This window comes from Nonomuraea sp. NPDC049709 (assembly GCF_040674815.1).
Classification (GTDB): domain Bacteria; phylum Actinomycetota; class Actinomycetes; order Streptosporangiales; family Streptosporangiaceae; genus Nonomuraea.
Genome location: NZ_JBFANM010000051.1, coordinates 67,545 through 88,534 on the forward strand (window position 1 = coordinate 67,545; position 20,990 = coordinate 88,534).

General features: G+C 69.9%; 21 protein-coding genes and 1 tRNA gene. 19 read left to right on the forward strand and 3 right to left on the reverse strand.

Annotated features, from left to right (window positions below; translation table 11 throughout):
- Window positions 1-194 precede the first annotated feature (194 nt).
- Window positions 195-1,223, forward strand: coding sequence for a hypothetical protein (locus AB0J69_RS40180; protein WP_364128970.1), 1,029 nt, complete (start codon window positions 195-197; stop codon window positions 1,221-1,223).
- On the opposite strand, the gene AB0J69_RS40185 is transcribed toward AB0J69_RS40180, so the two are convergent.
- From AB0J69_RS40185 to AB0J69_RS40195, 3 genes are all read right to left on the reverse strand, one after another.
- The gene (locus AB0J69_RS40185; RefSeq protein WP_364128972.1) at window positions 1,168-2,052 is read right to left on the reverse strand and encodes a sulfite exporter TauE/SafE family protein; all 885 of its coding nucleotides are present in this window, start codon (window positions 2,050-2,052) and stop codon (window positions 1,168-1,170) included. The two genes, AB0J69_RS40180 and AB0J69_RS40185, sit on opposite strands and share 56 nt — an antisense overlap.
- Window positions 2,053-2,135: 83 nt before the next feature.
- The gene (gene cysC / locus AB0J69_RS40190; RefSeq protein WP_364128975.1) at window positions 2,136-3,350 is read right to left on the reverse strand and encodes an adenylyl-sulfate kinase; all 1,215 of its coding nucleotides are present in this window, start codon (window positions 3,348-3,350) and stop codon (window positions 2,136-2,138) included.
- Window positions 3,351-3,475: 125 nt separating this feature from the next.
- Window positions 3,476-4,195 carry a methyltransferase domain-containing protein gene (locus AB0J69_RS40195; protein ID WP_364128978.1) on the reverse strand — a complete coding sequence of 240 codons (720 nt, stop codon included), beginning with the start codon at window positions 4,193-4,195 and terminating at the stop codon, window positions 3,476-3,478.
- Between the two features lie 62 nt (window positions 4,196-4,257).
- Between AB0J69_RS40195 and AB0J69_RS40200 the strand changes: the two genes are divergently transcribed.
- The 18 genes from AB0J69_RS40200 (at window position 4,258) to AB0J69_RS40285 (ending at window position 20,945) form a co-directional block, all read left to right on the forward strand.
- On the forward strand, window positions 4,258-4,620 hold the full coding sequence (locus AB0J69_RS40200) for a signal peptidase I (RefSeq protein WP_364128981.1): 363 nt from the start codon (window positions 4,258-4,260) through the stop codon (window positions 4,618-4,620).
- A gap of 93 nt (window positions 4,621-4,713) precedes the next feature.
- Entirely contained in the window at window positions 4,714-8,202 is a 3,489-nt protein-coding gene (gene mfd / locus AB0J69_RS40205; protein WP_364128984.1) for a transcription-repair coupling factor, read from the forward strand.
- Between the two features lie 30 nt (window positions 8,203-8,232).
- Window positions 8,233-8,832 (forward strand): SurA N-terminal domain-containing protein, encoded by a 600-nt coding sequence (locus AB0J69_RS40210; RefSeq protein WP_364128987.1) that lies wholly within the window; start codon window positions 8,233-8,235, stop codon window positions 8,830-8,832.
- Window positions 8,833-8,834: 2 nt separating this feature from the next.
- Entirely contained in the window at window positions 8,835-9,779 is a 945-nt protein-coding gene (locus AB0J69_RS40215; RefSeq protein WP_364128990.1) for a MazG family protein, read from the forward strand.
- A 91-nt stretch (window positions 9,780-9,870) separates the two neighbouring features.
- On the forward strand, window positions 9,871-11,199 hold the full coding sequence (gene eno / locus AB0J69_RS40220; protein ID WP_364128993.1) for a phosphopyruvate hydratase: 1,329 nt from the start codon (window positions 9,871-9,873) through the stop codon (window positions 11,197-11,199).
- 15 nt (window positions 11,200-11,214) lie between these two features.
- Window positions 11,215-11,631, forward strand: a complete 417-nt coding sequence (locus AB0J69_RS40225; protein WP_364128996.1) for a septum formation initiator family protein — start codon at window positions 11,215-11,217, stop codon at window positions 11,629-11,631.
- The gene (locus AB0J69_RS40230) at window positions 11,621-12,109 is read left to right on the forward strand and encodes a DUF501 domain-containing protein (protein WP_364128999.1); all 489 of its coding nucleotides are present in this window, start codon (window positions 11,621-11,623) and stop codon (window positions 12,107-12,109) included. The genes AB0J69_RS40225 and AB0J69_RS40230 overlap by 11 nt, the downstream gene beginning before the upstream one ends.
- Window positions 12,100-13,047, forward strand: a complete 948-nt coding sequence (locus AB0J69_RS40235) for a Ppx/GppA phosphatase family protein (RefSeq protein WP_364129001.1) — start codon at window positions 12,100-12,102, stop codon at window positions 13,045-13,047. The genes AB0J69_RS40230 and AB0J69_RS40235 overlap by 10 nt, the downstream gene beginning before the upstream one ends.
- Before the next feature lie 172 nt (window positions 13,048-13,219).
- Entirely contained in the window at window positions 13,220-14,386 is a 1,167-nt protein-coding gene (locus tag AB0J69_RS40240; protein WP_364129004.1) for a hypothetical protein, read from the forward strand.
- A 97-nt stretch (window positions 14,387-14,483) separates the two neighbouring features.
- Window positions 14,484-14,810, forward strand: a complete 327-nt coding sequence (locus tag AB0J69_RS40245; protein WP_364129007.1) for a PadR family transcriptional regulator — start codon at window positions 14,484-14,486, stop codon at window positions 14,808-14,810.
- Window positions 14,807-15,721 carry a hypothetical protein gene (locus tag AB0J69_RS40250; protein ID WP_364129009.1) on the forward strand — a complete coding sequence of 305 codons (915 nt, stop codon included), beginning with the start codon at window positions 14,807-14,809 and terminating at the stop codon, window positions 15,719-15,721. Before AB0J69_RS40245 ends, AB0J69_RS40250 begins: the two co-directional genes overlap by 4 nt.
- 18 nt (window positions 15,722-15,739) lie before the next feature.
- Window positions 15,740-16,534, forward strand: a complete 795-nt coding sequence (locus AB0J69_RS40255) for a uracil-DNA glycosylase (protein ID WP_364129012.1) — start codon at window positions 15,740-15,742, stop codon at window positions 16,532-16,534.
- A 97-nt stretch (window positions 16,535-16,631) separates the two neighbouring features.
- Complete coding sequence (locus AB0J69_RS40260) at window positions 16,632-17,948, forward strand: NAD(P)/FAD-dependent oxidoreductase (RefSeq protein ID WP_364129015.1); 1,317 nt, start codon at window positions 16,632-16,634, stop codon at window positions 17,946-17,948.
- Window positions 17,949-18,027: 79 nt separating this feature from the next.
- Window positions 18,028-18,540 carry an ACT domain-containing protein gene (locus tag AB0J69_RS40265; RefSeq protein ID WP_364129018.1) on the forward strand — a complete coding sequence of 171 codons (513 nt, stop codon included), beginning with the start codon at window positions 18,028-18,030 and terminating at the stop codon, window positions 18,538-18,540.
- On the forward strand, window positions 18,537-19,073 hold the full coding sequence (locus AB0J69_RS40270) for a peptide deformylase (protein ID WP_364129021.1): 537 nt from the start codon (window positions 18,537-18,539) through the stop codon (window positions 19,071-19,073). Before AB0J69_RS40265 ends, AB0J69_RS40270 begins: the two co-directional genes overlap by 4 nt.
- Window positions 19,074-19,122: 49 nt before the next feature.
- Window positions 19,123-19,195 (forward strand) — tRNA-Leu (locus AB0J69_RS40275).
- A 553-nt stretch (window positions 19,196-19,748) separates the two neighbouring features.
- Window positions 19,749-20,543 carry a Bax inhibitor-1/YccA family protein gene (locus AB0J69_RS40280; protein WP_364129024.1) on the forward strand — a complete coding sequence of 265 codons (795 nt, stop codon included), beginning with the start codon at window positions 19,749-19,751 and terminating at the stop codon, window positions 20,541-20,543.
- 168 nt (window positions 20,544-20,711) lie between these two features.
- The gene (locus AB0J69_RS40285; RefSeq protein ID WP_043628756.1) at window positions 20,712-20,945 is read left to right on the forward strand and encodes a DUF4287 domain-containing protein; all 234 of its coding nucleotides are present in this window, start codon (window positions 20,712-20,714) and stop codon (window positions 20,943-20,945) included.
- Window positions 20,946-20,990 lie beyond the last annotated feature (45 nt).

Below are 20,990 nucleotides of genomic sequence, written 5' to 3' on the forward strand. Positions count from 1 at the left end.
AGCGAAATATCCGGAAATGCGGGAGGTTACTTGACCGCCACGAACTGGGGAGACTTCCACACTGGCTGAAGTTCCAGGAATGACATGGCAAGGTTCAGGAGTGAGAGGCGGGGGTCGTTCGACGAGGGAGTTGGAAGGCTTTGCAGCTACGGGGAATTTCGCTGAAAGCAACATCCGGCGGTGCCATTCTGGCCGTGGTCGCGGTGCTGGCCGCCTGCTCCGGCGCGGAGGGCTCCAACGCCCTGCCGCCGGCCGAGGCCCCTGCGGTGAAGGAGGTCGCGGGATCGCCCGCCTGTACGGCCACCTCCAGGCTCATCCCGTCCTGCGGCGCCTGGTGGGGCATGGCGCCCGAGGTCTTCACCGGCGCGCCGGTGGAGCAGGCGCTGCACGGCGCGGAGTCGCGCATGGGCGCCGCGGCCGACGTGCTGCACGTCTATCACCGGGGCAGCGAGCTGTTCCCCACCGCGGCGGAGGTCCGGCTCGCCCGCGACCCGGCCAGGCCGCGGCTGCTCATGATCAACTGGAAGCCGTCGTTCGACCACACCTGGGCGGAGATCGCCCGCGGGGCCCTCGACGCCCGGATCGACCGGCTGGCCGCCTACCTCAGGCGCACCTTCCCCGAGCGGTTCTTCCTCACCCTGCACCACGAGCCGGAGAACGACGTCGACTCCTCGTCGGGCTCGGGCATGCAGGCCACCGACTACGCGGCCATGTTCCGGCACGTGGTGCTCAGGCTGCGGGCCGGCGGGGTGAAGAACGCCGTCGTGGTCATGACGTACATGGGGGCGCCCAACTGGGCGGCCAAGTCCTGGTTCGAGGACCTCTACCCGGGTGACGACGTGGTCGACTGGGTGGCCATGGACCCGTACGCCGACGACCGGGTGCACGACTTCGACGGGCTCGTGAACAAGACGCGCAAGGAATATCCGGAGTGGCCGGGGTTCTACCGGTGGATGCAGGCGCGCTTCCCCGGCAAGCCGGTCATGGTGGCCGAGTGGGGAGTGTTCGAGCGGCCGCACGACCGCTCGTTCAAGCGGAAGTTCTTCGAGTCGGTGCTCAAGCAAATCAAGCGCTATCCGCAGATCAAGGCGCTGCTCTACTTCGACTCGCCGCAGGCGCCGCGCGGCGACACGAGCTTCGACTCCGATCCCGGGGCCGACAAGGCGTTCAGCGAGCTGGCTCGAGATCCGTACTTTCGCTCGACGCCCGTGCCGCGGCCCTGATCCGCAGGCGCCAGCCCGCGATCGTGACCGCGACGGCCGCCGCGAGCGCCCAGACGGTGAGGGTGTTGCTCGCGTCGAGCAGCTTGAGCGCGGAGGCGAGCAGGACGATCGCCAGCAGAGCCCTGATCAGGCCGCCGGGGGCGCGCGAGGAGATCCTGGCGCCGAGGTAGACGCCCGGGATCGAGCCGATGAGCAGCGACACCGTGAGGTCCAGCTGGAAGTCGCCGAACAGCAGGTGGCCGAGCGCGGCGGCGGTGACCAGCGGCACGGCCTGCACCAGGTCGGTGCCGACGAGCTGGTTGGCCTTGAGCGCCGGATAGAGGACGAGCAGGGCCACGATGATCAGCGATCCCGATCCGACGGAGGAGACGCCGACCACGACGCCGCCCACCATACCGACCAGTAGGGTCGGAATTGGGCGCACGACAATGTCGTGGGTGCTCGACTCGCCACCCCTCGCGCCGAGCCAGCTCTTGACCGCCATGCCCGCGACGGCCAGCAGCAGGGCGACGCCGAGGGCGTACTTGACCGCGTCGGTGACCGCGAACGCCCGGGCCAGGAAGACCCCGCAGAAGGCGGCCGGCACCGAGCCCGCGCACAACCAGCCGACCAGGCGCAGGTTGACGGTGCCGCGGCGCAGGTGCACGACGCTGCCGACCGGCTTCATCACGGCCGAGGCGACCAGGTCGCTGGAGACCGCGGCCAGCGGCGGCACGTTGAAGAACAACATCATCATCGGGGTCATGAGAGCCCCGCCGCCCATCCCGGTCAGCCCGACCACGATGGCGACGAGGAAGGACCCGCCGATCAGCGCCCAGTCCGCGCTCAACGGTCGCTCACCGCTCCTCCTTCGCTCCGCGGAGTGCCTCGCTCATCGGCCGCCGCTCCGCTCGGCGCGTCGGGTTCGCTCCGTCAACGGATCCACCCTCCGCCCTTCAGCGTGTCCAGCACCCGGGACACGGCCGCCTCGACCGAGATGTGCGTGGTGTCGATCACCAGGTCGGCGTCGTCCGGCTCCTCGTAGGGGTCGGAGATGCCGGTGAACTCGGGGATGAGGCCGGCGCGGGCCTTGGCGTACAGGCCCTTGCGGTCGCGCCGCTCGCACTCCTCCAGCGGCGTGGCGACGTGCACGAGCAGGAAGTCGGCGCCGACCGACTCGACCATCTCGCGCACCTCCTCGCGGGTGGCCGCGTACGGCGCGATCGGGGCGCAGATGGCCAGGCCGCCGTGGCGGGCGGTCTCGGCGGCGACGAAGCCGATGCGGCGGATGTTCAGGTCGCGGTCGGCCTTGGAGAAGGTCAGGCCCTTGGACAGCAGGTGGCGCACCACGTCGCCGTCGAGGTAGGTCACCGTGCGGGTGCCCAGCTCCAGCAGCGTGTCGCGCAGGCCGCGGGCGATCGTGGACTTGCCCGAGCCGGACAGGCCGGTGAAGAACACCACCAGGCCGCGCCGGTGCGGCGGACCGGGGATGTGCACGGGATCGGGGCCCGCCAGGTGCTCGGCCGCGCCGTAGGCGGTGGCGACGTGCTCGCGCAGCTCCAGGTCGATCTCCGGCTCGTCGCGCGGCGCCAGGGGCACCGACACGACGATCGTGTCCGCGGGGAGCTTCTCCTTGGCGAGCAGCGCGGCGCGGACGACGGCCGGGCCCGCCTCGCCGTACGAGAGGGGGAGCAGCATGATCACCGCGCCCAGGTCCTGGGCCGTGCCGACGATCTCGGAGAGGTCGTCCAGGGGTCCCCGCATGGTGACGGCCAGCGCGGGCCGCCCGCCGAGCTCGTCCTTGACCTCGGCCGGGGTGCGCCGCAGGCGCGCGAACGGCCCGTGCTCGGGCGCGCTCAGGCCCTTGACCGGGCCAGAGGTCAGGCCGTCGGGCTCGCGGGCGGTCACGGTGAGCGCGGCCAGCGCCAGGCCCTCGGGGTCGAGCAGCGTGACCTCGTCGCCGGGGGAGACGTCGGCGGGCAGGTGGAGGGTGACGGCCGCGGGCCACCGGGTGCCGTCGGCCAGGGTGCCGCGTTCGTGCACCGCGTGCAGGTCGTCGTGGCCCAGGAACCCCGTCAGCGGCTCGAACGCGCCGGAGAGCAGCAGCTCGAGGTCGGCCAGCTCGCGCGGGTCGGGGGTCCACTCCACGATGCCTACATCCCAACTATTCCGATTGAATTGGTAGGAAAGAAGTCTAGCGACTGGTACCAGTGTGTCGCTAGACCGCTCCCCGCACGACCGCCCCCCTGCCCCGCACGGCGCGGGGCGCCGGGTCAGATGAGCCGGGCGAAGTGGTGCTGGGGTTTCCTGATCACCATGGTGATCTCGTCGTGGGAGGCGGGGAAGCGGCCGTTGGTCAGCCGGGCCATCAGCGTGACGGCGGCGGCGCCGATCCGGCCCGTGCGGGCGGGACCGCTGGTGTTGCGCTCGTCGTCGGTGATCATGAGGCCGCGGCTGAGGCAGAACGCGTACAGGCCGTCGCTCGACGCCAGCGGCTCGTACACGGCCGGCAGCGGGCCCGGCGTGCCCCTCCTGACCAGGGCCCGCCACAGCAGACGGCGCACCAACGACGGCGTGATGCGGTCGAGCAGGCCGTAGGCCGACCTGCGGTCGCGCATGCGCAGCAGCACCAGGCCGCCCGGCCGCAGCGACTGCAGCAGCCGGTCGAACACCAGCTCGGCGTGTCTGACGCGTTCCAGCAGGAAGGAGAGCTGGATGACGTCGAAGGCCCTGGGCGGCAGCGGCACGCAGCGCAGATCCCCCAGCGACCAGGCGACCAGGTCGGCCCGCTCCTCCAGCACCCTCCTCACCGCGGGGTGGTCCTCGTCGGCCCCGGTGGCCCTCGTCTCGACGTGGTCGAGCACCAGGGGTTCGTCGTGCGCGCACCCGGCGACCAGCACGTCGAGCCGCCTGATCGGCTGCCCGGCACAGTGCTCGCGGACCCGCTCACCGAAGAGGTCGCCTCGCTGGGCGACCGATCGCACCTCAGACATGTGACCTACAGTAATCAATCAATCGGTATCAGTAATGCATTTCCCTGCTAGCGTCCTGGCTCGTGAGCGATCGGGTCTACGTGGGCAACGCCGGTGTGGACGCGGCCCTGGACCGGGGGTGGTTGCTCGGTCACTTCAAACCCCCGGGCGATCCACGGCACAGCGACGATGTCGAGATCAAGTGGGGCGTGCACCCTCCCGGCGACGAGCGCGCGGAGTGGGTCAGGGGTGAGGACCGCACCGCCCTGCTCGTCCTGATCAGCGGCCGGTTCCGGGTGGAACTGCCGGGCCGCAGCGTGTTGCTGGCCGAGCCCGGCGACTACGTGGTCTGGGGCAAGGGCGTCGACCATTCCTGGCGGGCGGAGGAGGAATCCACCGTGCTGACCGTTCGCTGGCCGTCGGTGCCCGGCTACCGCGTCGGCTGACGGTGGGTGTGGCGAGTAGTCTTGAAGGGACCCCCGCGACCTGACCCGGCCGGGGGTAGTCGTGTTGCCGTCGTGGGGCTGTGGGCGTATCTGATGAGTCTTTCCGGACTGCTTGACCTTGTTCGCGCCGACCCGAAACTGACCGCCGCTCTCGAAGAGGGCGGCGATGTGTCGCTGATCGCGCCGTCCGCGCTGAGGCCGTTCGGCGTGGCCGCGCTGGCCGGGCACGACCAGCGGACCGTGCTCGCCGTCACCGCGACCGGGCGCGAGGCGGAAGACCTGGCCGCCGCGCTGACCAGCCTGATCGAGCCGAACCTCGTGGCGGTGTTCCCGACCTGGGAGACGCTCCCGCACGAGCGGCTCTCGCCGCGCAGCGACACCGTGGGCCAGCGGCTGGCGGTGCTGCGCCGGCTGGCGCACCCGGTCAAGGGCGACGCCGCGGCCGGGCCGCTCAGCGTGATCGTGGCCCCGATCAGGGCGTTGCTGCAGCCGATCGTGAAGGGGCTCGGCGACCTGGAGCCCATCAGGCTGCGCGCCGGTGACGACGCCGACCTCGACGAGGTGGTCACCAACCTGGTCAACAACGGCTACCACCGGGTGGACATGGTGGAGAAGCGCGGCGAGGTGGCCGTGCGGGGCGGGCTGCTCGACGTGTTCCCGCCGACCGAGGAGCACCCGCTGCGGCTGGAGTTCTGGGGCGACACGGTCGAGGAGATCCGCTGGTTCAAGGTGGCCGACCAGCGCTCGCTGGAGGCGGCCGAGGACGGCCTGTTCGCGCCGCCGTGCCGCGAGCTGCTGCTGACCGACGAGGTCAGGGCCAAGGCGCGGGAGCTGGCCGAGGAGCACCCGGCGCTGGCCGAGGTGCTCGACCAGCTCGCCGAGGGCACGCCGGTCGAGGGCATGGAGGCGTTCGCGCCGGTGCTGGCCGGGGAGATGGACCTGCTGCTCGACCACCTGCCGGCCAGGTCGGCGGTGTTCGTGTGCGACCCCGAGCGGATCAGGGGGCGCAGCGAGGAACTCGTACGCACCTCGCAGGAGTTCCTCGAAGCCTCCTGGATCAACGCGGCGGCCGGCGGCGAGGCGCCGATCGACCTGGGCGCGGCCGCGTTCCGCTCGCTGGAGGAGATCCGCGGGCACGCAGACGTGCTGGGCCAGCCGTGGTGGACGATGGCGCCGTTCGGCAACGGTGTGGAGCTGGACGCGCAGGACTCCGAGGCCTACCGCGGCGACACGGCCAAAGCGCTGGCCGACATCAAGGGCTGGCTGGCCGACGAGAAGGCGGTCGTGCTGCTCAGCGAGGGCCACGGGCCGGCCGAGCGCATGGTGGAGCTGCTCAAGGGTGTCGACGTTCCCGCACGACTGCGGAAATATCTCGACAAGGCGCCGGAGGCGAAGGTCGTCCACGTCTCGACCGGGCTGATCGAGCACGGCTTCATCACCCCCAATTTGGCCGTCCTCACCCACCTCGACCTGGTCGGGCAGAAGGCCTCCACCAAGGACATGCGGCGCCTGCCCTCCCGCCGCCGCAACATGGTCGACCCGCTCCAGCTCAAGGTCGGCGACCACGTGGTGCACGAGCAGCACGGCGTGGGCCGCTACATCGAGATGGTGCAGCGCACGGTGCAGGGCGCCACCCGCGAATACCTGGTCATCGAATACGCCAAGGGCGACCGCCTCTACGTGCCGACCGACCAGCTCGACGAGGTCACCCGCTACGTCGGCGGCGAGGCGCCCACGCTCAACCGCATGGGCGGCGCCGACTGGGCCAAGGCCAAGTCCCGGGCGAAGAAGGCGGTCAAGGAGATCGCCGGGGAGCTGATCAGGCTCTACTCCGCCCGGATGGCCTCGCCCGGGCACGCGTTCGGGAGCGACACGCCGTGGCAGCGCGAGATGGAGGACGCCTTCCCGTACGCCGAGACCGGCGACCAGCTGGAGGCCATCGACGAGGTCAAGCGCGACATGGAGCGCGGCGTCCCGATGGACCGGCTGATCTGCGGCGACGTCGGCTACGGCAAGACCGAGATCGCGGTGCGCGCGGCGTTCAAGGCGGTGCAGGACGGCAAGCAGGTCGCGGTGCTGGTGCCCACGACGCTGCTGGTGCAGCAGCACATGTCCACCTTCGCCGAGCGCTTCTCCAGCTTCCCCGTCGCGATCAAGGCGGTCTCGCGCTTCCAGACCGACGGCGAGGTCAAGGGCACGCTCGAAGGTCTCCGGGCGGGCGCGGTCGACGTGGTGATCGGCACGCACCGGCTGCTCAGCCCCGAGGTCAGGTTCAAGGACCTGGGGCTGATCATCATCGACGAGGAGCAGCGGTTCGGCGTCGAGCACAAAGAGGCGATGAAGCACCTGCGCACCCAGGTGGACGTGCTGGCCATGTCCGCCACGCCGATCCCGCGCACGCTGGAGATGGGGCTGACCGGCATCCGCGAGATGTCCACGATCCTCACGCCGCCGGAGGAGCGCCACCCGATCCTCACGTTCGTGGGGCCTTACGAGGAGAAGCAGATCGGGGCCGCGATCCGGCGCGAGCTGATGCGCGACGGCCAGGTCTTCTTCGTGCACAACCGGGTGGCCTCGATCAACCGGGTCGCGGCGCGGCTGCGGGAGCTGGTTCCCGAGGCGCGCATCGCGGTGGCCCACGGGCAGATGAACGAGCACCAGCTCGAGAAGATCATGGTGGGCTTCTGGGAGCGCGAATACGACCTGCTGGTCTCCACCACGATCGTCGAGTCCGGGCTCGACGTGCCCAACGCCAACACGCTGATCGTGGACCGGGCCGACAACTACGGCCTGTCGCAGCTCCACCAGCTCCGCGGCCGGGTCGGGCGAGGCAGGGAGCGCGGTTACGCGTACTTCCTCTACCCGCCGGAGAAGCCGCTGACCGAGACCGCTCACGAGCGGCTGGCGACGATCTCGCAGCACACCGAGATGGGCGCGGGCATGTACGTCGCGATGAAGGACCTGGAGATCCGCGGCGCGGGCAACGTGCTGGGCGCCGAACAGTCCGGGTTCATCGCGGGCGTCGGCTTCGACCTGTACGTCCGGCTCATGGCCGAGGCCGTGCAGGAGCAGAAGGCCAAGCTGTCGGGCGTCGAGGTGCAGGAGGAGCAGCACGACGTCAAGGTCGAGCTGCCGATCAACGCCCACATCCCGCACGACTACGTGACCTCCGAGCGGTTGCGGCTGGAGGCGTACAAGCGGATCGCGGCCATCAGCTCCCCGGCCGACATCGACGAGGTGCGCGACGAGCTGACCGACCGCTACGGCAAGCCCCCGGCGGAGGTGGAGAACCTCCTGGAGGTCGCGATGTTCCGGATCAAGGCCCGCTCCGCCGGGCTCACGGACGTCACGCTGCAGGGCCAGAACATCAAGTTCGGCCCGGCCAGGCTCAAGGAGTCGCAGCAGGTCCGGCTCGACCGGCTGTACAAGAAGGCGATATACAAGCAGGCGGCGGAGACGTTGCTGGTGCCGGTCCCGAAGACCAAGCCCCTGGGCGGGCAGCCGCTGCGCGATCTCGACCTGCTCAAATGGTGCGGTGACCTGGTCGAGGCGATGTTCCTCGAGCCCGCACGGGTAAGCTGACGGCGGTTTTCGGGTCGGAAAGGGACGTACGTGAAGTCGATACGAGTGGCTGTGGCCGCCGCAACGGTGGCCGTGGCACTGACCGCCTGCTCCTCCCCCATGCAGGCCGGGGCCGCGGCCGTGGTCGGGAACGAGCGCATCTCGACGAGCAAGCTCAACGCGGACACGCAGGCTTACCTCGCCGCGCTGAAGCGGGCCAAGCTGGACGAGTCGGCGCTGGGCGTGCCGGTCACCCAGGTCGTGCTGCAGCGCCTGGTCAACGTGAGCGTGTCCAGGCAGCTCATGGCCCGGCACAACGTCCAGGTGAGCGAGACGGAGGTCGACGCCGCGCTCAAGGACCCGGGGCAGTTCGAGTCGCCCGAGATCAACCTGCTGGCCAACGGCGTCCCGCCGAACGACGCCCGCGACTACGGCCGGGTGATGGTGGGCCTGTCGAAGCTGCAGCAGAAGTTCGGCCAGGCCGGGCAGCAGCGGCTGGTCGAGGAGTTCAGCTCGATCAAGCCGGTCTTCAACCCGCGTTACGGCACGCTCAACCCGCAGCGCTCGGAGCAGAATCCGGCGTTGTTCGTCGACACCGGCAGGTTCGGCAAGCTCACCCAGCAGGCGCAGCCGCAGCCGCAGCAGGGCTGATCGTGCCGCTGATCGTCGTCACCACCTCGCCCAGGGTCGCGCCGGGCCTGCTGAGCCACCAGGCCTGGCAGGCGTTGCGCACCGGGCCGGTGCTGACCGCCTCCGCGGCCCATCCGCAGCTTCCCTACCTGGCGGAGGCCGGGATCGAGGTCGAGGTCGTCGAGCCGGATCCGCCCGGGCTGGCGCGGCGCGCGGTCGCCGAGACCGTGGTGTGGCTCTCCGAGCAGGACGGCGAGAGCTTCATGCGGGCCGTGGGGCACGCCGCGGTCGCGCTGGCGGAGCCGCCGGTGATCGAGGTCGTGCCGGGGTCGTACGACCTGCCGGGTGCGCGGGTGCTCGACCTGGTCGCGGTGATGGACCGGCTGCGTACCGAGTGCCCGTGGGATCGCAAGCAGACGCACGAGACGCTGGTGCCGTACCTGCTGGAAGAGGCCTACGAAGTGCTCGAGACCATCGAGCGGGGCGACTTCCCGGCGCTCCGGGAGGAGCTGGGCGACCTGCTGCTGCAGGTGGTGTTCCACGCCCGGGTGGCCGACGACTTCGACATGGACGACGTGGCGGCCGGGATCGTGGAGAAGCTCGTCCGCCGCCATCCCCACGTGTTCGGCTCCGTACGCGTCGAGAGCGCGGACGAGGTCAACGACAACTGGGACGCGATCAAGGCGGCCGAGCGGGCGGCCAAGGGCACGGAGTCGGTGCTCGACGGGGTCCCCATGGGGCAGCCGGCTCTGTCGCTGGCCGCCCAGCTGGTGCGCCGGGCCGAGCGGGCCGGGGCGCCGGAGTCGTTGTCGGCCGCGGTCGGGCAGGGGATCGCGCGGGAGCTGTTCGATTTGGTGCGGCGGGCCGCCGAGGGCGGGCTGGACGCCGAGGCCGAGCTGCGCGCGGCGGCGCGGTCGTACCGTGACCGGGTGCGCGCGTGGGAGTCGTCCGGCCAGGACCGGAGCTGACCGGCGGGGGCGCAGGCCCGCGCAGTCTTCGGGTGCGGGCGTACCGATAGGCTCTGATGGCATATTGCCTTTCGATTTAGGAGCGCATCCCGTGGCTACCATCGAGGTCGTATACGCTCGCGAGATCCTCGACTCCCGGGGCAACCCGACGGTCGAGGTCGAGGTGGTGCTCGACGACGGCAGCACCGGCCGCGCGGCCGTGCCGAGCGGGGCGTCCACCGGCCAGTTCGAGGCGGTCGAGCTGCGTGACGGCGGCAAGCGCTATGGCGGCAAGGGCGTGGAGAAGGCCGTGCTCGCCGTGACCGACGAGATCTTCGACGAGATCAGCGGCGTCGAGGCCGAGGACCAGCGCATCATCGACCAGATCATGATCGACCTGGACCGCACGCCCAACAAGGCCAAGCTCGGCGCCAACGCCATCCTGGGTGTCTCGCTGGCCGTGGCCAAGGCCGCCGCCGACAGCGCCGACCTGCCGCTCTTCCGCTACCTGGGCGGCCCCAACGCGCACGTGCTGCCGGTGCCGATGATGAACATCCTCAACGGCGGCGCCCACGCCGACACCAACGTGGACATCCAGGAGTTCATGATCGCGCCGATCGGGGCGGAGACGTTCCGCGAGGCCGTGCGCATGGGCACCGAGGTCTACCACGCGCTCAAGAGCGTGCTGAAGGAGAAGGGCTACGCCACGGGCCTGGGCGACGAGGGCGGCTTCGCGCCCAACCTGCCCTCCAACCGCGACGCGCTCGACCTGATCCTGGTCGCCGTCGAGCGGGCCGGCTACGTGCCGGGCGAGGACATCGCGCTGGCGCTCGACGTGGCCGCCTCCGAGTTCCACAAGGACGGCGTCTACACGATCGACGGCAAGGGCCTGTCGGCGCAGGAGCTCATCGCGTTCTACGAGGACCTGGTCGCCAACTACCCGCTCGTCTCGATCGAGGACCCGCTCGACGAGGAGGACTGGGAGGGCTGGAAGGCCATCACCGCCTCGCTCGGCGACAAGGTGCAGCTCGTCGGCGACGACCTGTTCGTGACCAACCCCGAGCGGCTGGAGCGGGGCATCAAGGACGGCGCGGCCAACGCCCTGCTGGTCAAGGTCAACCAGATCGGCACGCTGTCGGAGACGCTCGACGCCGTGGACCTGGCCCACCGCAGCGGCTACCGGTGCATGATGAGCCACCGCTCCGGCGAGACCGAGGACACGACGATCGCCGACCTCGCCGTTGCGGTCAACTGCGGCCAGATCAAGACCGGCGCCCCGGCCCGTTCGGACCGGGTGGCGAAATACAACCAGCTGCTGCGCATCGAGGAGCTCCTCGACGACGCCGCCCGCTACGCGGGTCGCGCGGCGTTCCCGCGCGTTTCCGGCGCTAGTTTCGAGTACGGCTCGCGGCACCCCGATCCGGCCGCGAGCCGCACTTGAGGGGGTGTGCAGCAAATGGCGAAAAGGCCGCAGCTGACCGGGCGGGCCGCCATCCTGGCCGTCGTGGTGTGCGCGATCGCGATGAGCCTGGCCTACCCTGTGCGCGAATACATCAGCCTGCGCCGCAGCATCTCGGAGCTGCGGGCCGAGAAGGCCAGGGTCGAGGCCGAGAAGCAGGCGTTGCTGGCCCGTGACCGGCAGAGCGACGATCCCAACTGGATCAAGAAGACGGCCAAGGAACGGCTGCACTACTGCGGGCCCGGCGAGAAGTGCTATGTGGTGATGGCGCCCGAACAGGGCAAGGAACAGACGGCCGTGAAACAGCCGGCGACGGTGCCGCCGTGGTATCAGACGCTCTGGGAGTCCGTGGAGGCCGCCGACAAGGGCACCGGGCGCCGGGCTGTGACGGGAAAGGAAAGCGTTGGACAGTAAGGACGTCGAGGTCGTACGGGAGCAGCTCGGGCGGCCGCCCAGAGGGCTGCGCGCGGTCGCGCACCGCTGCCCGTGCGGCAACCCCGACGTGGTGGAGACCGCGCCGCGGCTGCCGGACGGCTCGCCCTTCCCGACCCTCTACTACCTGACCTGCCCCAAGGCGGCCTCCGCCATCGGCACGCTGGAGGGCTCGGGGCTGATGCGCGAGATGCAGGCCAGGCTGGCCACCGAGCCCGAGCTGGCGGCCTCCTACCGCGCCGCGCACGACGACTACGTGGCCAGGCGCGACAGGGCGGCCCAGGAAGAGGGCCTGGCGCCGCTGCCGCGCGACATGCAGAGCACGGGAGGAATGCCGCAGCGGGTCAAGTGCCTGCACGCGCTCGTGGCGCACGAGCTGGCGGTGCCCGGGGCGAACCCGTTCGGCAGGGAGGCGCTGGACGCTCTCCCCGACTGGTGGAGTGACGGACCATGCGTGTAGCCGCCATCGACTGCGGCACCAATTCCGTACGCCTGCTCATCGCCGACGTCGAGCGGGACGAGCTCGGCGAGATCGAGCGGCGGATGGAGATCGTCCGGCTCGGCCAGGGCGTCGACAGGACCGGACGGCTGGCGCCGGAGGCCCTGGAGCGCACGTTCGCGGCCATGCGCGGCTACCAGGAGCTCATCGACCGGCACGGCGCCACCGCCACGCGCGTGGTGGCCACGAGCGCGACCAGGGACGCGGTCAACCGGCAGGAGTTCGTGGACGGCGTCCGCAAGATCTTCGGGGTGGAGCCCGAGGTGGTGACCGGGGCCGAGGAGGCCGAGCTGTCGTTCACGGGCGCGACCAGGGGGCTGGTGCACCTGTCGCCCGAGACCGAGGTGCCGCAGGGCCCGCTGCCTCCCTACCTGGTGGTGGACATCGGCGGCGGCTCCACCGAGTTCGTGGTCGGTTCCGAGCACGCGCAGGCGGCGCTGTCGGTGGACATCGGCTGCGTACGCCTGACCGAGCGGCATCTGCGCGACGCCGGCGACCCGCCGTCGGCGCCGGCCCTGGAGGCCGTGGTGGCCGACATCGAGGCCGCGCTCGACGGGGTCGAGGCGGAGGTCCCTGTCCGGCAGGCGCACACGCTGGTGGGCCTGGCGGGCTCGGTGACGACGGTGGCGGGCATCGCGCTCGACCTGCCGGCCTACGACTCCGCCCGCATTCACCACTCGCGGATCTCCGCCGAGCAGGTGCACGACGTCACGCGGCGGCTGCTCGCGATGACCCATAGTGAGCGCGCGGCTCTTCCCGTGATGCATCCCGGGAGGGTTGACGTGATTGGCACCGGCGCGCTAATTCTTGACCGCATCGTCCGTCGTTTCGCGTTCTCGCAGGTCGTCGTGAGCGAACACGACATCTTGGATGGAATCGCCTGGTCCCTTGCCGGATAGCTGAAGAAATCCGGACATTTCCGATCCGCGGGTCGTGTTGAGCGTGCAATCACTATTGTGATTAGGTAAAGGGGCATTACGGGGGCTTTGCCATATCGCTGTGCGCGAAAGGCGCTGGCGTGGCGACCGTTCCCGAGCGCGTCTCTTCCCTCACGGAATGGAGCACTCTCACATGATGTCTGTTGGGTTAGCACGCAGGGCCGCTGCGTTCGGCGCGTCGGCCGCGGTGCTGGCCACCATGGCCGCGGGCCTGGTCGCCGGCCCCGCGCAGGCTGCCACCTCGGCCACGGCCGCGGGCAAGGCCGCGTCGGGGCCCAAGGTCTCGGTCTCCGCGCCGAAGGCCTCTCCCGGTGACTACGAAGGTTCCTGCCCGGCCAAGGTGAACTTCTCGGCCAAGATCAAGGTGCCTGTCAAGGGCAAGACGGAGCTGGCCTACCGCTGGCTCCACGGTGACGGGTCCAAGAGCAAGGTCAACGTGATCAAGCTCAGCGGCAAGGGCACCAAGACGGTGACGGTCAAGCAGTCCATCACCTTCAAGGAAGATGTCAAGGGCTGGGAGGCCGTTCAGGTCCTCGGTCCGAAGAAGGTCACTTCCAAGAAGGGCTACTTCGCCGTCGACTGCCAGAAGCCGCAGGAGAACGTGCGTACGCACCTCGACGTCTCGGTCAGCGCTCGCGCCTGGGCCAGCCCGAGCTCGTACGCCGGCCCCTGCACCCCCGGCGACAAGATCGACTTTGTCGGCCTGATCGAGACCACCCGCCCGACGTGGGTGCGTTACCGCTGGGTCCTCAACGGTGACGTCGTCGACTACGGCAAGATCAAGGTCCGCGACGCGCGGAAGGTCGGCTTCGGCATCTCCCCGCGTCACAGCCAGCGCGGCTGGGCGCAGCTCGAGATTCTCGGCCCTGACGGCACGTCCTCCAACCGGGCCTACTACAAGGTCTGGTGCAAGGACGGGTACGAGGCCCCCAAGCCTCAGCCCACCAAGGTTGCCGGCTCCATCTCGGTCGAGACCAAGAGCGACTGCTCGGTCGCCGCTAGCGGTCAGATCACCTCGACCGGCGCCGGTCGGGTGACCTACAGCTGGTCGCTGAACGGCACCGTGGTGAGCAGCGGCTACACCTACTTCGACCGTGACGGCGGCGTGCACTCCATCGCGGGGTTCACCTCCGCGCTGGCCGGTGACGCGGCCAAGGGCGGGAGGGTGACGTTCTCGATCACCGGACCGAACAACGGTGACACCGTCACCAGGTCCTACGAGGCCTGCAAGGCGCCTGCTCCGGCCTCTGCGCCGGAGGCCACGCCTTCGGCCTCGGCCCCCGCGCCGTCCGCCGCCTGAGCGGAACGACGTTGATCGGCTGAACCGGGTGGCACCTTCTGGCGCCACCCGGTTTTTCGGTTGCCACTATTCTGCTTTGCACAGTAGTGTGCATCGCGTGGACAGCAGCCAGCTCCTCAAGGGCGTGCTCGACCTGGCCGTGCTGGCCGTGCTCGACGAACGTGACGGCTACGGCTACGACGTCGTGCGCAGGCTCAGGGAGGCCGGTCTGCAGGACGTGGGCGACGCCTCCGTCTACGGCACGCTGCGCCGCCTGTTCAAGGCCGGCGCGCTGACCTCTTACGTGGTGGCCTCCGACGAGGGGCCGCACCGCAAGTACTACGGGCTCAACGACGTCGGCAGGGAGATGTACGCCGCCTCGGCCAAGACCTGGGCCTCCTTCTCGGCCACCATGGCAGCCCTGCTCAAGGAGGGACAAGCATGACCCCCGAACAGTACGCCCAGGCCGTACGGGAGGCTCTGGCCGGCCATCCCGAGCGGGAGGAACTGCTGGAGGACCTCGACGACCACCTGGCCGAGATCGCCGCGGACTCCGGCCTGCCGCTGGAGGACCGGCTCGGGCCGCCGGAGGCCTACGCCGAGGAGTTGGCGGCCGCGTACGGGGAGCGCCCCGAGCGGGGCCCCAGGAAGCGCCTGGACCCGCACGCGTGGGCCCGGAGGGTGCATAACGGGCTGATGGGGCAAGGGCCCTACAGGAGCTTCGTGGGCTTCCTGCCGGAATTGCGGCCGGGGTGGTGGGTGCTGCGCGGCTACGTGCTGGCCATGCTGCTGCTGTCCATGACGGGCGAGGGGCAGGTCGCCCCGGAGAACCCCGCCGACTGGGCCGTCGTGGCGGCCGGGGTCTGGGTCTCGGTCTGGTTCGGCCGGCGGCGCAGGAGGCGGCCGGTGGTGCTGGCGGCGGTGGCGGCCAATGTGGTGGCCTCCTTGGCGCTGCTCGCGGGCCTGGCGCAGGCGGAGTCGCCGCAGCCGCGGGAGGTCTACATGGCCCAGCCCGACGTGTGGATGCGGCAGGCGTCGTCCGACGGCGTCTACAACATCCAGCCCTACGCCAAGGACGGCACCCCGCTGACCGACGTCTACCTCTACGACCAGGACGGCAACCCGCTGACGACCGATCCCGAGGACTACGGCTACGAGGTGGACCGGTCATGCGGCGAGCCGGTGCTCAACCGCTATCCGCTGCCGCTGGTCGAGCGGCGGGCGGCACTGGCGGCGGAGACGGGTCCGTCGCCCACGCCGTCGGCGTGTCCCACCCCGCAGGCGGCCCCGGTCCCGGCGGCCACGGCGACGCCCGCACCCGTCCCCACGCCCGCGAAGACGCCGGAGAAGGACTGATCGGGCACCATCGGTGTCATGAGTTTCGTACCTCCTGGCACCGGCTGGCCCGACGACCCCGCGACCGCTGACACGCCGGTCGCGCTCGATCCCGCCGACGTGCGCCGCCTCGCCGCCGCCAGCGGCACCCTCGCGGAGCTCACGGCCAGGCAGTCCGTCTGCCGCGCGTGTCCCCGCCTGGTGGAATGGCGCGAGGAGGTCGCCGAGGTGAAGCGGCGCGCGTTCGCGGAGGAGACGTACTGGGGCCGCCCCGTCCCCGGGTGGGGCGCCGAGCAGCCGCGGATCCTGCTGGTCGGGCTGGCGCCGGCCGCCCACGGGGGCAACAGGACCGGGCGCATCTTCACCGGCGACCGCAGCGGCGACTGGCTGTTCGCCTCGCTGCACCGCAGCGGCCTGGCCGCGCAGGAGACCAGCACGCACGCGGGGGACGGCCAGCGGCTCCTGGGGACGCGCGTGCTGGCCTCCGTGCGCTGCGCCCCGCCCGCGAACAAGCCGACGCCGTCGGAGAAGGCCACGTGCTTCCCGTGGATGGCCCGGGAGGTGGCGCTGGTCGCGCCGGACGTACGCGTGATCGTGGCGCTGGGCGGCTACGCCTGGCAGGCGATGTGGCCCGCGCTCAAGGACGCCGGCTACGCGCTGCCGCGCAGCCGGCCGCCGTTCGGCCACGGGGCCGAGGTCAAGGTCCGGTACGGCGACGCCCCCGTCACGCTCCTCGGCTGCTACCACCCGAGCCAGCAGAACACCTTCACCGGCCGCGTCACCGCCCAGATGCTGGACGACGTCTTCTCGAGGGCCAGGTCACTGGCTGTGTGACGCGTCCCACCATCCCCCGATTGGCTTCACCGGAAGCAGGTGACGTAGGCTTGTGAATGCTTTCACAAGCACTCTCCACGAGGGATGGGGCCTCAGGATGAACAAGCACATTTTGATCGTCGGCGGAGGCTACGTCGGCCTGTACACAGCGCTCCGGCTGCAGCGCAAGCTTCACCGGGAGCTGCGCAGCGGTGAAGCCCGCATCACCGTCATCGACCCCCAGTCCTACATGACCTACCAGCCGTTCCTGCCTGAGGCCGCGGCGGGCAACCTGTCGCCGCGCCACATGGTGGCCCCGCTGCGGCGGATCCTCCCGAAGGTCCGCATACTCAACGGAACGGTGACCAAGATCAATCACTCCGAGCGTACCGTCACCTTCCGGCCCGCCGAGGGGGAGGGCCGGAAGGTGGCCTACGACGTGATCGTGATGGCCGCGGGCTCGATCTCCCGCACGCTGCCCATTCCGGGGCTCACCGACATCGGCATCGGCTTCAAGACCGTCGGTGAGGCCATCGCGCTGCGCAACCGCGTGCTGCACCTGCTCGACGTGGCCGAGTCGACCGACGACCCGGAGATCAAGCGCAGGGCGCTGACGTTCGTGGTGGTGGGGGCCGGCTTCGCGGGCGTCGAGGCGCTGGCCGAGCTCGAGGACATGGCGAAGGACTCCACCCGCTACTACCGCAACATCGAGCCGTCCGACCTGCGCTGGGTGCTCGTGGAGGCGACGAACCGGGTGCTGCCCGAGGTCGGCCCCGAGATGGGCAAGTGGACGCTGGAGCAGCTGCGCGAGCGCGGCATCGACGTCAAGCTCGAGACCCGCCTGGAGTCCTGCGAGGGCGGCCACGTGGTGCTGTCGGACGGCTCGGAGTTCGATGCCGAGACCCTCGTGTGGACCGCCGGGGTCAAGCCCAGCCCCGTGGTGAACGACAGCGACCTCCCGCTCGACGAGCGCGGCCGGATCAAGGCCACCGCCATGCTCACGGTGGCGGGCACGCCCGACGCCTTCACCGCGGGGGACGCCGCAGGGGTGCCGGACGTGACGAACCCGGGCCAGTACTGCGCTCCGAACGCCCAGCACGCGGTCCGCCAGGCCAAGGTGCTCGCCGACAACATCGTCCGCCTCCTGCGCGGACAGGAACTGGTCGAATACCGCCACAAGTATGTTGGATCGGTGGCCGGTCTCGGCCTGCATCAGGGCGTCGCCAATGTCTATGGCGTCAAGCTTCGCGGATTCCCTGCGTGGTTCATGCACCGGACCTACCATCTGTCGCGGGTGCCGACGCTGAACCGCAAGGTCCGTGTCGTCGTCGATTGGACCCTGGCCCTGTTCTTCAAGCGAGAGACGATCTCTCTGGGTGAGATGGAGCACCCGCGCGAGGGCTTCAGGGCCGCCGTGGCGACGACTCGCCGCTAGCCCAGGTACGGCAGCGCCCCGGCGATCATCGCCGGGGCGTTTTCGGCACCCCTGGTCGCAAGCAGAAGGGGTACCACGGGTGGGTCTCTCAGCGGTGACCGTGCTCGGCGTCGACCGGCCTGGCGTGATCGCCGCAGTAACCGGTTCGCTCGCCGACTGCGGCGCGAACATCCAGGACTCGACCATGACGTTGCTCGGGGGTCACGTGGCGATGATGCTGCTCGTGTCCGGCGAGCTGGACTCGGCCGAGCTGATGAAGCGCGTGGGCGAGCCGGACCTCGTGATCACCGCTTCGGCCATCGAGGCCCGCCGCCACTTCTGCGACGACGGCGGCGGCCTGGGTTACGTGCTGACCGTGCACGGTCCCGACCGGCCGGGCATCATCTCCGCGATCAGCGCCGTGCTCGCCGCGGACGGCGGCAACATCACCGGCATGAGCACCAGGCTCACCGGCCGCCTGTACGTGCTGATCGCCGACGTCGAGCTACCCGAGGAGGTGGACGTGGCGGCGCTCATGCGCAGGCTGGCGGCCGTCGGCGCCAGCCTGGACTCGGACATAACCTTCCGGCCCGTCGAACCGGACCTGTTGTGACCCGGCCGGCCGGGAGCCCCCGGGGGACCGCGCGGGAGCTGCTCGGCGCCCCGCACCCCATCCTGTCCGCCGTGGCGGAGCCGGTGGACCCGACCGCTCCCGAAGTCGTGGCCGCGGCGGCCGACCTCCTGGCCACCCTGCGCCACGAGCCCGCCACGACCGGCCTGGCCGCCCCCCAGATCGGCCTGAGCTGGCGGCTGATCGCCTTTGACGCCGGTCTCCACCCCAGGAGCCGTTCGTGGGCCGGAGAGCTCGTGGTGGCCAATCCACGGCTCGCGGGCGCGGCCCACTGGGACCACGGGCGCGAGGGGTGCGCATCCATCAGGGGGCTCACCGCCGACGTGTGCCGTGCGACGCGTATCACCGTACATGGGCATTTGCCAGGCACCGGCGAGACCGTCACCATCGAAGCTGATGCCTTCGAAGCTCGCTGCATTCAGCACCAACTGGACCATCTGGACGGTCTACTCTTCTTGGACAGAGTCCCTGGAGCGCTATCACTTCACCGCAGACTTCACAGTTGTGACGCCTGATGCGAAGTTGTGCTCCTCGGAAGCATGGTCCGTTTCGTATGATTGCGGCGCCCCCGTAGCCCAATGGCAGAGGCAAACCCCTTAAAAGGGTTGACGTGCGGGTTCGAATCCCGCCGGGGGCACTTGCCATCTTCATTGTCTTTGGGTCTCTGACCTGGAGGTTTACCGCGATCGTCGGACTGGGCCCTGGTGCGCCCTTCGTGGTCGATATCGAGTTGTTATGGAGTTGTTCTGTCACCAGGCGATCACTGCTGGTGGGGGGCCGGTGGAGTGCGTCGCGGGGTGGCCCAGTAAGCTCCGGCGGGCCGGGTGCGGATGTGGGCCCGTGTTCGCCCGCCCGAAAACTTTTCGTGCTCCGCTCGATATTGACAACGCGTCGGTTTCCTGCTTTCTCCCGCGCTTTGCGGACGTTTCTTTCCGTGAATGGCCGACTACGCTTTACAACCGGTCTTTTCGTTCCGGGAAACACCGGATAGTCGCCGAGCGGCCCTCCGCCGGGCCGGGCACCCCTGGCCGGCCGCTCTCCGGGGAGGTTTCCGGCGCCGGATGATCAGGGGAACTCTCCGGTGGGCACGTTCGTTGAGAACGGAGCCGTCCCGAATGAACATCGATCTAGAGCGACAGTTGACCAAGGTGCCGCCGCGCCCCTTAGGCTCGGCGTCACAGGAGGCAGCGATGGAGAGCAAGAACCCCGTATTCAGCAGGTCGCGGCAGCAGGCCGCGACGGGCTGGGCAGGTCCCAACCCGTCCCCCGACCAGTTGCAGAACATGTACGACGCGCCGTCGTACGCACCACCGTCCCGGCCGGCGTTCCGGACCATGACGCTCGACGACGTCGTGGTCCGAGGGTTCCTGACCCTCGGGACACTCGTCGTGGCCGCCGCCGCGGCCTGGATCCTGAACGTCCCGCCGATGGTCGCCATCGGCGCGGCCGTCGTCGCGCTGATCCTCGGGCTGATCGCCTCGTTCACGATGAGCACCAACCCGGCGCTCATCCTGGCGTACGCGGTGTTCGAGGGCGTGTTCCTCGGCAAGATCAGCTCGGTCTTCGAGGGCATGGTCAGCGGCATCGTGCTGCAGGCGGTGCTCGGCACGGCATTCGCGTTCGGCGCGGTGCTGACCGTCTACTCCCTGCGCATCGTCCGCGTCACGCCCAAGCTGGTGAAGTTCACCGTCGCGGCCGCCATCGCGGCCATTGGGCTGCTGCTCGTCAACATGCTCGTGGGCCTGTTCAATGACGGTGGTCTCGGCCTGCGCACCGACAGCCCGATCGGCTGGATCTTCAGCGTCGTCATGATCCTGCTCGGCTGCTTCTTCCTGCTGCTCGACTTCGACTCGATCGAGCAGGGCGTCAAGCAGGGCGCTCCGGAGAAGTTCGCCTGGCAGTGCGCGTTCGGCCTGACGCTGAGCCTGGTGTGGATCTACCTTGAGGTGCTCCGGTTCGTCAGCTATTTCACCAGTAGCGACTAGCCGTTCAGCCTCGTGTCACCCGAGAGGGCCTCGCCGTTCCGGCGGGGCCCTCTCGCTGTGCGACCGAAAATCTACCCGCCGTCACAAAATGATGCCAGGTTGGGGGCTTGCCATTCTCACGTGGGTGTTGCAGTGTCAAGCAAAGGACCTTAATCCGCGGAGGTGCCCATGTCCTTGAACCACTCACCGGAGACGCAGACAAAGCTGATCGCCAGAGTCCCCACGATAACGGGACGCGAACTCCCAGAGTGGTTTCAAGCCATCGACAACGGCCCGGCTTTCCTGAGGTGTGACGAGCGGGCCAACTGGCTTGCCGACGAGCACGGGCTGACCCACGGCTACGCCGCCGCCATCGTCCACGAGCACGAGCGGCACCGCCGTAACCGCATGGGCTTCATCTAGGCCCAAACCCATCCCCGGGGCCGGGGGCCCACCCCGGGCGGGGGC